The 14598-nt window shown below is 59.1% G+C and carries 12 protein-coding genes; 3 read left to right on the top strand and 9 right to left on the bottom strand.

Features of this window, described 5'->3' with window-relative positions:
* Positions 1-506 precede the first annotated feature (506 nt).
* From ACYZTY_RS29755 to ACYZTY_RS29725, 7 genes are all read right to left on the bottom strand, one after another.
* A complete protein-coding gene (locus ACYZTY_RS29755) occupies positions 507-1289 on the bottom strand; it encodes a MetQ/NlpA family ABC transporter substrate-binding protein (RefSeq protein ID WP_461956595.1) in 783 nt (260 codons plus the stop codon).
* Between the two features lie 303 nt (positions 1290-1592).
* The gene (locus tag ACYZTY_RS29750) at positions 1593-2522 is read right to left on the bottom strand and encodes a sigma 54-interacting transcriptional regulator (RefSeq protein ID WP_461956594.1); all 930 of its coding nucleotides are present in this window, start codon (positions 2520-2522) and stop codon (positions 1593-1595) included.
* 72 nt (positions 2523-2594) lie between these two features.
* On the bottom strand, positions 2595-3176 hold the full coding sequence (locus ACYZTY_RS29745) for an alpha/beta hydrolase (RefSeq protein ID WP_461956593.1): 582 nt from the start codon (positions 3174-3176) through the stop codon (positions 2595-2597).
* 279 nt (positions 3177-3455) lie between these two features.
* On the bottom strand, positions 3456-3857 hold the full coding sequence (locus ACYZTY_RS29740) for an ExbD/TolR family protein (protein ID WP_003220570.1): 402 nt from the start codon (positions 3855-3857) through the stop codon (positions 3456-3458).
* A 1-nt stretch (position 3858) separates the two neighbouring features.
* Entirely contained in the window at positions 3859-4584 is a 726-nt protein-coding gene (locus ACYZTY_RS29735; RefSeq protein ID WP_461956592.1) for a MotA/TolQ/ExbB proton channel family protein, read from the bottom strand.
* A gap of 44 nt (positions 4585-4628) precedes the next feature.
* Positions 4629-5438, bottom strand: a complete 810-nt coding sequence (locus tag ACYZTY_RS29730) for an energy transducer TonB (protein ID WP_461956591.1) — start codon at positions 5436-5438, stop codon at positions 4629-4631.
* A 264-nt stretch (positions 5439-5702) separates the two neighbouring features.
* The gene (locus ACYZTY_RS29725; protein WP_461956590.1) at positions 5703-8054 is read right to left on the bottom strand and encodes a TonB-dependent receptor; all 2352 of its coding nucleotides are present in this window, start codon (positions 8052-8054) and stop codon (positions 5703-5705) included.
* Positions 8055-8220: 166 nt separating this feature from the next.
* Here ACYZTY_RS29725 and ACYZTY_RS29720 point away from each other — a divergent pair, with 166 nt between their 5' ends.
* Positions 8221-9165, top strand: coding sequence for a LysR family transcriptional regulator (locus ACYZTY_RS29720; protein WP_461956589.1), 945 nt, complete (start codon positions 8221-8223; stop codon positions 9163-9165).
* 243 nt (positions 9166-9408) lie between these two features.
* Positions 9409-10983, top strand: coding sequence for an alkaline phosphatase family protein (locus ACYZTY_RS29715; RefSeq protein ID WP_461959413.1), 1575 nt, complete (start codon positions 9409-9411; stop codon positions 10981-10983).
* Between the two features lie 105 nt (positions 10984-11088).
* On the opposite strand, the gene ACYZTY_RS29710 is transcribed toward ACYZTY_RS29715, so the two are convergent.
* Positions 11089-12009 (bottom strand): TauD/TfdA dioxygenase family protein, encoded by a 921-nt coding sequence (locus ACYZTY_RS29710; protein ID WP_461956588.1) that lies wholly within the window; start codon positions 12007-12009, stop codon positions 11089-11091.
* A gap of 183 nt (positions 12010-12192) precedes the next feature.
* On the opposite strand from ACYZTY_RS29710, the gene ACYZTY_RS29705 reads away from it, so the two are divergent.
* Complete coding sequence (locus ACYZTY_RS29705) at positions 12193-13113, top strand: LysR family transcriptional regulator (protein WP_461956587.1); 921 nt, start codon at positions 12193-12195, stop codon at positions 13111-13113.
* A 96-nt stretch (positions 13114-13209) separates the two neighbouring features.
* Here ACYZTY_RS29705 and ACYZTY_RS29700 read toward each other — a convergent pair whose 3' ends face one another.
* Positions 13210-14223: an ABC transporter substrate-binding protein gene (locus ACYZTY_RS29700; RefSeq protein ID WP_461956586.1), complete on the bottom strand. Its 1014-nt coding sequence runs from the start codon at positions 14221-14223 to the stop codon at positions 13210-13212.
* Positions 14224-14598 lie beyond the last annotated feature (375 nt).

The raw sequence follows: 14598 nt of genomic DNA, 5'->3' as shown, positions 1-14598 counted from the left end.
GCGGATAACCGCGCGGCAGGCACCGACTTTAAAGGTATAAAAAGAAGAATTTAAATACCGTTAAAGCATATTGATATCACGCAAAAAACTATCCGCCGGATTTGCCCAGGCGAAGGAAGACGACTATTTTCCTTCCAGCTGTAGGAGGGATCCTTTTTTCAAAAAGCCCCTCCAAGGACGCACAGCTTTTGGCCAGACTCCCTGGCCGAACCATCACAAGGAAGAGAAAAATGGCTGACGTGAAAGTGCCACAGCGGCTGGATCCGCAAGAAATCGTGAAATTGTTGGTGGCGTTGCGCAGGGCGCTGGAGGCCAGGGTGGCCTGAGTCTGTAGGAGCGAGGCTTGCCCGCGAAGGCGTTCTCGCGACAGACCGAGTCGCCTGCTTCGCGAGCAAGCTTTGCTCCTACAGAACGCTGTGATTCTTTTGATTTTCACGCGCCATAAAAAACGCCGACGCTTAATCAGCCGTCGGCGCTCGAAACCTTGAAAGGGTTTACCTCGCGAATCAGAACGCCGGCAGTACCGCGCCGCTGTACTTCTTGGCGATGAATGCTTTCACTTCCGGGCTGGTCAAGGCTTTGGCCAGTTTCTGGATGGCAACGCTGTCCTTGTTGTCCGGACGAGCCACCAGGAAGTTCACGTAAGGCGAATCGGCACCTTCGATCACCAGCGCGTCTTTAGCCGGGTTTAGACCTGCTTCCAGCGCGTAGTTGGTGTTGATCATGTCCAGGTCAACCTGATCCAGAACACGCGGCAACATCGCGGACTCAAGCTCCTTGAACTTGAAGTTGTGCGGGTTCTTGGCGATGTCTTTCGGGGTCGCCAGGGCGTTTTTCGGGTCTTTCAACTCGATCAGGCCAGCCTTCTGCAACAGGATCAGGGCACGGCCGCTGTTGCTGCCTTCGTTCGGGATGGCGATGGTCGCGCCGTCCTTCAGCTCAGCCAGGGATTTTACTTTCTTCGAGTAGCCGCCGAACGGTTCGACGTGAACGCCGATCACGGTCACCAGATTAGTGCCTTTGCCTTCGTTGAAGCTTTTCAGGTACGGCAGGGTCTGGAAGTAGTTGGCGTCCAGACGCTTCTGATCAACCTGTACGTTGGGTTGAACGTAGTCGGTGAAGACTTTGATTTCCAGGTCCACGCCTTCTTTGGCGAGGGTTGGCTTGATCAGTTCAAGAATCTCGGCGTGTGGAACAGGGGTTGCCGCAACCACCAGTTTCTCGCCAGCCTGGGCCAGGCCCGCAGTCAGGGCAGCCGCCAGTGTGGTGAACAACAGAACCTTTTTCATGCAGTGTCCTTATCGAATATCACGGTCGTCATCGACGACGGCTAATTAGTACGTGTGCCAGTGAAGTGCTATCGCTGGCGTGAAGCGGACAATACCGGGATTTTTTATTCCCGAACAATATCTTTTATTCACTTTGATATTCCATTTTGTTCATACAGCTCTAGCTCGCGTGCTTTACCTGTAGGAGCGAAGCTTGCTCGCGAAAGCGTCTCCCCTGACACACCCCATCGCCTGGTTCGCGAGCAAGCTTCGCTCCTACAGGGAATGCGTTTTTTCCGATAGATCGCGTCGTCTGCTTCGCTCCTACAGAAGCCCGGTCTGTTTGAGCAGTTGTTTCAAAGCTTCTTTCTCGGCGGCGGAGCCACTTCCGATGATCTGCTTGAGTTGCTGTTCGATCTGCACCAACGACACGGGCACTTCAGGCAGATTTAAATGCTCCGGCAAAATCTCGTCGCCGGTGCTGACCAGCAGCGCAAAGTGAATGACGTTTTCCAGCTCCCGGGTATTGCCCGGCCAACTGTGCCGCTCCAGCACAAGCTGCGCTGCCTCGCTGATCAGCGGCACCGGTAGGTCGAGGCGTTGGCTGTAAATGCCAAGGAAATATTCGGACAGCGAAAGGATATCGCCGACGCGCTCGCGCAACGCGGGCAGTTCGAGCTGGCCTTCGCTGAGGTAGTGATAAAGCCGTTCATGGAATTTTCCGGCCGCCACCGCTTGCGCCAGATCGATGCTGGTGGCGGCGACGAGGCGCACATCCACCGGGCTCGGCTGAGGCGCGCCAACGCGGGTGACTTCGTGGTTTTCCAGGGCGGAAAGCAATTTGATCTGGATCGGCAGCGGCAAGTCGCCGATCTCATCCAGGTAGAGCGTTCCACCGTTGGCCGAACCGAACCAGCCAGCGCGGCTGCTGGCCGCACCGCTGTAACTGCCGGCGGCATAACCGAACAGCTCAGCGTCGGCATAGGTCGGGCTGATGGCGCCGCAATTGACCGAGACGAACAACCCGCCGCGATCACTCGCACGATGGATGTGCCGGGCGAGCAATTCCTTGCCGCTACCGGTCTCGCCACGGATCAACACCGAGATCGAGCGCGGCGCCAGTTGCTCCAGCTCCTGGCGCAACTGGCGAGAGCGTGGATCGACAAACACCAGCGCCTTGGCGCGAATGCTGAGGGGGCTTTTTTCTGCGTCGGGAAAGGTCAGCAGTGGCTGACCGAAAGCTTCAAAACTCATGGCAGACTCCCGCCCAAAACCGCCGGGAGACGGGGGCGTTGTTTTAAATAACAAAAGCAAAAAAGAAAAGGTTCAGGCTCGTCGCAGGGCGTGGTGTTCCATTCGGTTTTGCAGGCGGTAGAGGTAGGCAAAACCTTGCTCCCAGCGCTGGTGTCCGGACTTGACGTTGATGTGTCCGGCACCCGCCAGAATCCCCGCCTCGGCGCCCCAATTGCGGGCCAGTTCGAGGGCTCGCGGCGCACTCACGGCGCTGTCGTTGTCGGAACTGACGACCTGGCTCGGAAAGGGCAACAAGTGGTTCGGGATCGGTGCGAAATTACGCAGCGCCGGCGAGCACGCCGGGCGCTCGACGTCCGCGGGTGCGACCAGCAAGGCACCGCGAACCTGACGCAAAAAATGCAGTGGTGCAGTGGCGGCCCAATGGGCGACGGTGATGCAACCCAGACTGTGCGCAATCAAGATCACTGGCGTGCTGTCGGCGGCAATCGCTTCTGCCAGCGCCGCGACCCAGTCTTCACGACGCGGCGTCAGCCAATCGGCCTGCTCCACCCGCGCGCTGTTCGGCAGGCTGTTCTGCCAGTGGCTTTGCCAATGATCTTCCGGCGATCCTTGCCAGCCCGGCACAATCAGGTAGCGAATTGATTCGTTGCGCATGGGGGAACTCTCCTGCTGCGTGTCTGTTCCCGATCGAGTATAGGGAGGAGAGTTATATTCGTTAAGGAATAAGAAGCTATTTATTAAGACCTATATCGAATATAAACAAATCCCCTGTAGGAGTGAGCCTGCTCGCGAAGGCGGCCTCACATTCAACATTGATGGTGGCTGAAAGGCCGCTTTCGCGAGCAGGCTCACTCCTACAGGGTTTGGTGTTTGCCTGGAATAAAAAAAGGGCCGCACCCTGCCAAGGAGACGGCCCCGGAAATCGAAAATCTGTCAGCGCGCGGTAATCACCGACAACTTGGTAATCCCTGCCCGCTCGATGGACGCCATGGCCCGCGCCACTTCGCCGTAATTCACGCCATCATCGGCCTGCAATTGCACGCGTACTTCCGGGTCCTTGGCCTTCGCCGACTTCAGGTTGAACTCAAGCAAATCCGGCTGGATTTCATCCTTGTTGATAAACAGTTTTCCAGCGCCATCGATACTCACCACCAGCGGGTCTTTCTGCTCCACCGGTGCCACGGCCTCGGTCTTCGGCAGGTTGATCGGTATCGCGTTGGTCAGCAGCGGTGCGGTGACGATGAACACCACCAGCAGCACCAGCATCACGTCCACCAGCGGCGTCACGTTGATTTCGCTCAGCACCTCATCGCTGTCTTGCGTGGAGAAGGCCATATCAGGACGCCTCCTTCACTTTTTGCGCGCCGCCCTGTGCGGCGACTTTATGCGCCGTCGGATGGATCAACACGCGGAACGAGCTCTTCTGCGCCAGGCTGTAGAAGTCATGGGCAAAGTCATCCAGGTCCGCCACGGTCAGTTTCAAGCGCCGCAAAAAGTAGTTGTAAACCAGCACTGCCGGCACCGCGACGGCGATCCCCACTCCCGTGGCGACCAGCGCCGCACCAATCGGCCCGGCGACGGTTTCCAGGCTTGCCGAGCCCGCTGCGCTGATGCCTTTCAACGCCTCCATGATTCCCCACACCGTGCCGAACAAACCAATGAACGGCGACGTACTGCCAATACTCGCAACGACCGCCAAACCGGTTTCCAGGGAGCGCCGCTCACGAACAATCTGTTGGCGTAAGGCTCGCTCGAGGCGGTCCTGATGGTTGATCGCCTGACTCAAATCGGTTGCCTGTGGCGCCTCACCCACCTGAATCGCCGCATATCCTGCCTGGGCCACCCGAGCCGCTGCACCGGGCTGGGTCTCGCTCAACTCGGCCGCCGAATCGAGGCTAGAAGCGGCCCAGAACTGCTGATGAAATGTGCGATCCTGTGCCTTGAGGCGACCAAACTGCACACCCTTGAGCAATGCCAGCCCCCAAGTGGCGACGGAAAAAACCACCAGCAGCCAGATCACCGCGCTTTCGATGGACTCAAGTGGAGATGCCAATAACGTCATGGTGAATTCCTCGTGTAAACATTTCGCGCAATAAAGGTTTCGGTTTAATGAATCTTGAAATCGATGGGCACGCTGACCCAGCCGTCCTGGGCGACATCACCCTGCTTGGCCGGCACAAAACTCCAGCGTTTCACGGCGCTTAAGGCCGCGTCGTCCAGCGCTTCGCGGCCGCTGCTTTTCTGGATCTGGATCTCACCGGGCTTGCCGTTGGCGAGCACATGCACGCGCAACAACACCGTGCCTTCCCAACCACGACGCTGGGCCAGGGACGGGTATTCCGGCGCCGGGTTCTTCAGGTACGCGGCGTTGGCCGAAGCCGGGGTAACCGGTGCGGGCGCGGGTGGCGCGGGTGGCGCCGGGGCCGCGACCGGCGCTGCGGGTTGCGGCGGCGCGGGCGGTTGCTCGACAGCTTTCGGGGCCGGTTTCGGGATCGGTTTGGACACTGGCTTGGGTTTGGGAATCGGTTTTGGTGGCGGCGGTTTCACGGCCAGTTCGTCTTGCACCGGAGGCGGCGGTTCGACAACCGGTTGAACCGGCTGCGGTGGTGGCGGCTCGACCACGGGCGGTGCCGGGCGCGAAAACTCGATGGTCATCGGCGGAATTTCCGGCGGTACGATTGGCAACACCTTGGTCGGCTGTTGATTGACCCAATAGATCACCGCGCCGTGCACCAGCAACGCCAGTACACCCAGCAGGATTGCCTCGCGCCGGCTCAAAATGCCTTTGGGCGCACGCTGCAATCGCAACTGGCCCAAGGGCACGCGGTGCGGCCGGCCGAGGTCGACCAACTCACCGCTCGGTGCCTGGCGCCACAGCACCTCATGCGCACTGGCGGCGGTCTGGACATTGCCCATTGTTTAACTCCCTGCGGTCTCTTTGCGAATAACCCGAAACGCCGTGCCTGATTTCCCCCGCACAACGTGTCGATGGATGAATCATTGGCGCAGACGCTTATCTCCGAAAGTAATCTTTAAAGTTATAGTTAGATCAAAAACGAATATTTAAAACCATCCGTTTGCTGCAGGCCTTGTCCCGTAAGGGCTCTAGGGCGAAGGTAAAAAACCCATGCTTTCCAGGCATTGAAGATATTCCCCGCATGCATGCCTTCGAGACCTCCACTAGAAGTCGTAACGACCGGTCACGCCCAACGTCCTAGGCGTTCCAAGCAACCCCTCATAACCGCCATTGCCACCGGTCCAGAGCGTCGTGTAATAGGTTTTGTCGAAGGCGTTTTTCAGCCACAACGAGACGTCCCACTGACCCTGGTTGAAGTCGCCACGCAGGCCGGTGGACAGGTTGACGATGGCGTAGCTCGGGATCTGGCCGAAGTCGGAATCCTCCACCGTGCCCACCGCTTTGGAGCGGAAGGCGTAGCTGGCGGTGACGTATTCTTCGAAGCCGCTACTCAGGTTCCATTTGTATTCGCCGTTGGCGTTGCCGATCCATTTCGAGGCGCCGACCACTTGATGGCCAGTCAAGTCGCAAGACGCCGGGGCACCCGGCGCGAGGCTGACTTCCGGCGGGCATGGAGCATCTTTGTAGGAGAGGTAACTGACGTCGTTGTAGGAGCCGTTGATGTTCAATGTCAGGCCGCGCAACGGGATCAGCGTGCTCTCGAATTCCACGCCGCGTGAGCGCACGGAGCCGGCGTTGGTCAGGTACTGCACGCGGTTGACGTCATCGTAGGCGTTGGTCTGGTAGGCGTTGACCTGGGTCCAGAAGACGTTGGCGTTGAGTTGCAGGCGACGGTCCCACAGCGTGCTTTTGAAGCCGAGTTCGGCGTTGTTGGCGCGTTCGGTGCCGATCAGCAGCGAGTCGGCGCCAGCGGTGGGCGCCGAACCGACACTGAGGTTGACCCCGCCGGATTTTTCGCCGTGGGACAACGTGGCATAACCGAGCAAGTCATCGGTGAAGCGGTAGCTGAGGTTCAACAGGCCCGATGGACTTGAGCTGTACTGATTCAAATCACCAGAGTCATACGCCCCGGTGCGGCCACGTCGTGCCGTGGCGGCCGCGCCCGTCACCGCTGCACCACCCTGCGGCGCATCACGAGTGACCCAGGCATTTTTCTCTTCATAGGTGCCGCGCACGCCGGCAGTAAAGTCCAGCCGTTCAGTGAGGTGCCAGGTGCCTTGGGCGAACAGCGCGAAGCTGTTGGTTTCGATATGACCGTGACCGACGCTGTCGACGTTGGCCAGTGCGCCACGTGGCGTGCCGTTCCAGATGTCCGCTTGCGGGCCGTAATAGGCGAAGGATTTGTTGTCCAGATCGGAGCCGAAGTAATAAGCGCCGAGCACATAGTCGAAAAATTCGCCCTTGGGCGACGCCAAACGAAACTCCTGCGAGTACTGCTTATCCTCCACCGAAACGCCTGCGTTAAAAGTCGCCGGGACGTTCAAGCCATCGTCGTTGCGCGGGGTGAAATTCCACCAGCGGTAGGCGCTGATGGAGGTCAGGGTAAAGTCGCTCGGCAACGTCCAGTTGGCCTCCACCGACGTGCCGCCCTGATGCACGGTGACGTGCTGGTCGTTGTCCAGATTGACCTTGCGATGCGTGCCGTTGACCAGCGTCGCGCCGGCCGCGTTGGCCCGTGACTGGTAGAGGTTGACCCCATTGATGGTCGGCCCGGTGTTGTACAACACGCGGGTGCCGGCGCTGGAATCCTCTTCGTTGTAGTCGCCGATCCAGCGCAGGTTGAACGATTCGTTCGGCTTGAACAGCAACTGCCCACGGAAGCCTTCGCGCGAGCCGCCGTTCAACTCATGGCCGTTGAATTCGTTCTTGATGTCGCCGTCGCTGCGGGTTCGATAGGCGGAAAAACGCCCGGCGAGTTCATCGTTCAGCGGGCCGGAAATCGTGCCCTTGGTCTGGAAATAGCCGTCCTCGCCCACCGAAGTTTCGATGCTGCGCTCAGGCGTAAATGTCGGTGCACGGGTGCTGATGTTGATCACGCCGGCGGTGGTGTTTTTACCGAACAACGTGCCTTGAGGGCCGCGCAAGACTTCGAGCTGCTCGATGTCCATCAAGTCGAACACTGCCATGCCCGGGCGGCCGAGGTAAACGTTGTCGATGTACAGCCCGACGCTGCCCTCCAGGCCATCGCTTGCCGGGTTGTTACCGAGGCCGCGAATCGACACGCTCGACTGGCGCGCATGCATGTAGGCGACGTTGACGCTGGGCACCAGTTGCTGAAGATCCTGGATGCGATAGACCCTTTGCGTTTCCAGCACCTGGCCGCTGACCACGCTCATTGGCGTCGGCACATCCTGCGAACTTTCTTCACGGCGGCGGGTGGTGACCGTCACGGTTTCCAGTTGCGAACTGTCGGCCGTGGTTTTGCCTGCGGGAGCCGCTTCGGGGGGCGCGGTATCGGCCGCGTAAGCCTGGGCGCTCCCCGCCAGCAACATGGCCAGGGGCAGGTGTTTGAGCCGTCTCGGCGATAGGGGTGACGCAAGGTTCAACGGGCTCATTAAGCGGCTCCTGGTCAAAAAACGCACAGCGACTTTTCAGCCCTGCATATTCTTTAAAGTTATTTATTTATGTTTTTACAAAGATTTACTGCATAAGAGATTGCCTTTATAAGGAGTCGACCTAATGCATATCCAATGCATTTCCCCGATATTTTTTATGTGAAAAATGCATATCGATTTGCGTCAGCTCCGCCACTTCATCGCCCTCGCCGAGCAGCGCAGCTTTGTCGCGGGCGCCATGGCGGTGAACCTGTCGCAATCGGCGTTCAGCCGCAGCATTCAGGCGCTGGAGCACAGCGTCGGGTGTCAGTTGGTGGATCGCGGACGCAAGGACCTGGCGCCGACCAAACAGGGGCAGATGCTGTTGGAGCATGCGCGGCGGCTGGTCAGCGGCGCGCAGCAGATGGCCAACGAGATCAGCCAGTTCAATGGCCTGGAAGCGGGCGAGTTGCGTTTCGGTTGCGGGCCGGCACCAGCGGCGGGATTGATCCCGCGAGCGATCGGCAGCTTCATCGGTCGCTACCCGAAAGCGCGGGTGCAGTTTCAGGTGGATGACTGGCAGAGCCTGAGCAAACGCCTGCTGAGTGAGGAGTTCGAATTCTTCGTCGCCGACACCCGCTATTTCGAGGCGGATCCGGATTACCTGACCCAGCGTTTGCGCCCGCGTAAATGGCACTTCTGCTGCCGTGCGGGGCATCCGTTGGCCGGTCGCGAGAGCGTCAGCGCGCAGGAATTGATGAGCTATCCGATGGCGGTGACCATCCGCCCACCGAACCTGCGCAAAGTCATCGTCGACTTGAGCGGCCGGCCGGATTTCACGCCGAATGTGGAGTGTGAGAACAGCTCCAGTTTGTTGAGTGTGGTGATGCGTTCGGATGCGATCGGCATTGTCGGGGCCTATTCGGATGCGTTGCACAACGCCAAGGGTGAGTTGGTGTGTTTGAAGATTGATGGGTTGGCGGATGATCTGGAGGAGATGTACACCCGCTATGGGATTGTCAGTCGGGCGGGGTATCGGTTATCGCCCTTGGCCGAGGCGATGATTGCGCAGGTCAAGGAGGTTGATGCGCAGGATGAAGAGGTGTGTTCGCTGGACAATCTCGCTGTCTGATCGGGCCTCTTCGCGGGCAAGCCTCGCTCCTACAGGGGATTGGTGAACACTGAAGATCAACTGTAGGAGCGAGGCTTGCCCGCGAAGGCGTCGGTCCAGGCGATGATGCATCTTCTGCATAAAAACCATTCCCCAAATGCACTTGCCCCACCCCCACCTCACCAGCGAAAACCCTCATCTGTCTTCTGATCGGTGAACCCCGTGCCCAACCCTCCAAAACCCGTGCGCAACGTGCTGTACATCATGTGCGATCAACTGCGCCGCGATTACCTGTCCTGCTACAGCCACCCCCATCTGCACACGCCGAACATCGATCGGCTGGCCGCTGCCGGCGTGCGTTTCAGTCGCGCCTACACCCAAGGCACGATCTGCGGGCCGTCGCGGATGTCGGCCTACACCGGGCGTTATGTCAGCAGTCACCAGGTGGCATGGAACGCCGTGCCCTTGCCGCTGGAAGAATTGACCCTGGGCGATTACCTCCGGCCTCACGGTATTCGCACCGCGCTGGTCGGCAAGACCCACGCCACGCCCAATCTGGATGCCTTGCAACGACTGGCCATCGACCGGCTCGGCGAGCAGGCCGAAGCACTCAACGAAGTCGGATTCGAAGCGTACTTTCGCCATGACGGAATCTTCCCCGATGACCCGCTGTTCGACGACAAACGCGAGTCCGCGCCTTACACCCATTACCTGCGCGACCTGGGTTTCGAAGGCCGCAACCCATGGCACGACTGGGCCAATGCTGCGGAAGGTGAACAAGGCGAAATCCTCAGTGGCTGGCACATGCGCAATGCTCATTTGCCGGCCCGCGTCCCGGAACAGCACTCAGAAACCGTCTGCACCACCGACCGCGCCATCGACTTTATTGCCGAGCAAGGCGAACAACCGTGGTGCCTGCACCTGTCGTACATCAAACCCCACTGGCCCTACATCGCCCCGGCGCCGTATCACGCGTTGTATGGTGCTTCGCACGTCGTTGCACCCATCCGCGCAGCGCTTGGCGAAGAAAGCGATCACCCGGTGTACAACGCGTTTCGTCAGCATGAGGAGAGCCTGAACTTTTCCCGGGACGAGGTGCGGTTGAATGTGATCCCGACTTATATGGGCCTGATCAAACAGGTCGACGATCAGCTTGGGCGGTTGTTCGATTTTCTTGAGAGCAGCGGTCGTTGGGACGACACGTTGATTGTTTTTACCAGCGATCACGGCGACTTTCTCGGCGACCATTACCTGGGAGAGAAAGAGTTTCTGCTGGAGCCGGCGGTGGGCGTTCCGTTGATCGTTCGCGATCCTCGTGTGGAAGCGAATATCACGCGGGGTTCGGTGGATGATCGACTGGTGGAAACCATTGATGCGTTGCCGACGTTTCTTGAAGCGCTCGGACTGCCAAGCGCCGAGCATCGACTTGAGGGCCGCTCACTGATCCCCCTGCTACACGGTGTTGAAACCGACTGGCGCCGCTATGCGATCAGCGAATACGACTACGCATTCCAGGCCCCGGCGCGGGAGCGACTGGGACAGCCGATCGACCGATGCCGCATGACCATGGTCCGCAGCGAGCGCTGGAAATACCTGGCGTATGACGGCTTTCGACCGCAGCTGTTTGATCTGCTGAATGATCCGCAGGAGTTGCGGGATTTGGGGGCTGATCCGGTATATGCGTCGGTGCGCGAGGAACATGCGGGGTATTTGTTCGAGTGGGTACGCGGGTTGAAGCGCAGGACGACGATCAGTCATCAGGAGATTGATTTGCGCGGGCAGCGGTTTCGGTATGGCGAACCGCAGACCGAGAAAATGGTCCAGATCGGCGTGTGGTGAAAAAGCATCGCGGGCAAGCCTCGCTCCTACAAGGTCAGTGTCGTTCGGAATATTGGGAACGACACTGACCTTGTAGGAGCGAGGCTTGCCCGCGAAGAGGCCGGATCAGACACCGACGATCTCAGCTCCCTTGATCGTCTGACTCCGTTGCCCCGCCACCCCCACCGGCACCTCACCCTTCAACGTCACCCGCCGCACCACGCGATCCTGAATCCCGTAATCATCCACCGCATAATGCTGGGTCGAACGGTTGTCCCAGATCGCCACATCACCGGCCTTCCAGCGCCAGCGCACGGTGTTTTCCAACCGCGTGACATGGCTCTGCAGCAACCCGAACAAGTGCGCCGAATCTGCCTGGGAGTAACCCTTGATGCGTTTGACGAAATGCCCCAGCAGCAAGCTCTTCTCGCCGCTGATCGGGTGCACACGAACCACCGGGTGCTCGGTTTCGTAAACGGTCGAGGTGAAGATCTTGCGGTAACGCTCCAGCTTCTCCGCCGACACGTCAGGCTTGGCGCCGGCATAGTCATATTCGTTGCTGTGAACCGCCACGAGTTTGTCCGCCAATTCGCGCAGCTCAGGCGCCAGCTCGTTGTACGCGGTCGCGGTGTTGGCCCAGACCGTGTCGCCGCCGAAGGCCGGCGCCACGACCGAGCGCAGGATCGAGGCTTTCGGGTAGGCCTCGACGAAGGTTACGTCGGTGTGCCAGGAGTTGGCGCGCTGACCTTCAGCGCCGTCCAGTTCCAGCAGGTAACGGGTGCCGTCACGCACCGGCACTGTCGGGTGCGCCACCGGCTCGCCGAGCAAGTGAGCGAAGGCCTCCTGGCGCTGATCGTCGAGCTGGGTCTGCTCGCGGAAGAAGATCACTTTGTACTGCACCAGCGCTTGTTGAATGGCTTCGACGGTGCTGGCGTCCAGCTCACCGGAGAGGTGCACGCCACGAATCTCGGCGCCGATCCGACCGGCCACCGGATGGATTTCAAGCGCGTGAACAGCGGGTTTTACAGCTAAAGCGGCATTGCTCATGGGTAGACCCTCGATCTGACTGCTGACGGTTGAACGGCAGCGAAACAACGCTCTATCTATATTCAATTTAGGTCTAATAGATATTCACATGCTTCGTTGACGGAATAAGAGCTTGCATTTAAAACCTCAAGCAACCCTCGTCGCAAATGCCTTCGAGCTATTTTTAGGATGCAGGAAAAGCATATGGATCTTCGTCAGCTGCGCTACTTCATCGCCCTCAACGAACACCGGAGTTTTGTCCGCGCGGCCGACGCCATGGGCATCACTCAACCGGCGTTCAGCCGCAGTATCCAAGGGCTTGAACAAGAGTTCGGCTGCGTGCTGGTGGACCGCGGCAATAAGGATCTTCGCCCCACGCCCGAAGGCCAGGTGGTGCTGCAACATGCCCTGACGCTGGTGCAGGGTGCGGCGCTGCTCAACGCTGAAGTGACGCAGATGACCAAGCTCGACGCCGGTGAACTGCGCTTTGGTTGCGGCCCGGCACCGGCGGTGAAACTGGTGCCGGACGCGGTGGCGCAATTCATCAATGCGCACCCGAAAGTGCGCACCTGTTTTCAGGTGGATAACTGGGAAAAACTCAGCCGCGCCCTGAGCCGTGAAGAGATCGAGTTCTTCATCGCCGACATCCGCCATTTCGAGGCCGATCCGAACTTCCAGACCCAGGCGCTGACACCCAAGCGCGGGGTGTTTTTCTGCCGGCCGGGGCATCCGTTGCTGGCCAAGGAAAGCCTGTCGACCAACGACATGTTCGACTACCCGCTGGCGACCACGCTGATCCCGCCGGGTATTCGTAAATTGCTGGCAAACCTCAGTGGGCGGATGGATTTTTCCCCGACCATTGAAACCGAGCATTTTCCGGCGCTGGTGAAGATCGTGCTGCAATCGAATGCGATTGGCGTGGGGACCGAGGAGGCGTTTGTCGAGGACATTGCCCAGGGCTCACTGGTGTTGCTGCACTGGCGCAATTTGCCGCAGAACATTGAGAGCATGAATGCGCGGTGCGGGATTGTGAGTCGTACGGGGTTTCGGTTGTCGCCGGCGGCGAGGGCGATGATTGAAACATTGGTGGCGGTGGATAAGCAGCAAATTAGCGTCGCCGTTTAGGACCTCTTCGCGGGCAAGCCTCGCTCCTACAGATCATCCGCGATCACTGTAGGAGCGAGGCTTGCCCGCGAAGAGGCCCGCTTAGACGCTAAAGATTCAGAGCTTTGCCGCAGCCAATTCAGGCGCCACCCAATCACTCACCTTGAACGGCTTGCGAATCAGCTTCTGCTGCGAAGCCAGGTCCACCGCATCCTGCAACTTGCCCAGGAACACCGGATCAAGCGTCGACGGGAAAACTTCGCTCAACTTCTGGTCGCTCAGATCCTGCGTCAGGATCACCGCCGGGTAATTCGCCAGCCCCGACACCAACTGAATGTACGCGTCCTTGTTGCTGTCCTGAGTCAGCCACGTTACCGCCTGCTGCTGCGCTTTCAGTAATTTCGCGACTACCTCAGGATTTTCATCGACGAACTTTCCAGTCCCCACCAACACAGCCTGAACACTGCCCGCGCCGCCCAGGTCCTTGGTGTTCAGCGGCAATTCGGCCAACCCTTTCGCCTGCAACGCGGTCAACCCGGAACTGCCCCAGGACGCGTCGATCTGCTTGGCCGCCAGTGCCGCAACGGCGCCGTTGAAGTCGAGGTTGATGACCTTCACGTCCTTCTCGCTCAGACCCTGGCTGGCCAACGCCGCATCGAAGGACAACTGCGTCGCGGTTCCGCGAAAGATCGCCACGCGTTTGCCTTTGAGGTCTTGCAGCGTCTTGATCCCCGAACCCGGCACCACGCCCAGATACTGCTTCACGCCGCGTGCGGTGGCGCTGAGCAGTCGTGTGTCGAGGCCGTTTGACTTGCCAATGATTGCAGCGAGATCACCCAGGTAGGCCAGGTCGACCTGCCCGTTGGCAAAGGCTTCGTTGATCACCGGCCCTGCGCCCTTGAAGAAACTCCACTGGATCTTGATGCCCTGCTCGGCGAAGGCTTTTTCGAAGATCTGCTGGTCGCGCAACACGTCCACGACACCGCCGCCGCTGTGCTGGGTACCCGCGCTGAGGTCCGGCACGGCGATCCTGATTTCCTTGAGTTCGGCGGCGTTGACGGTAAAGGCCAGCAAGCCCGCCAGAGCCGGTGCGGTGAACAGGTTGATGACACGTTTGAACGGGAAATTCATGAGTGCAGCTCCTTGAGGGCGACGGGCGTTGAGGAGCTGAAAGTAGGCCTAATCCGGACCAGCACTTAAATACTATAAATTCACATTTTTATATCTTTTGGAGATAAGCCAGCGAAGACGCGGGCCGCGGCGGGGTATGCATAACCAGCATCGAAAATATTCTTCGAATGCATTGGATGCGTGTGGGCTGTAGGCCTTAAATGGCTTGGCTTATCGCTCAATAGCATTGATTTAAATTTTTATAGATCGATTTTGCATACACCTCAAACCCTGTAGGAGCGAGGCTTGCCCGCGAAGAGGCCATCAAATCCAACGTAGATGTTGGCCATGAAATCGCCTTCGCGGGCAAGCCTCGCTCCTACAGGTCAAGACAGG

This window comes from Pseudomonas sp. LB1P83 (assembly GCF_054897885.1).
This window is presented reverse-complemented; position numbering and strand designations above follow the sequence as displayed.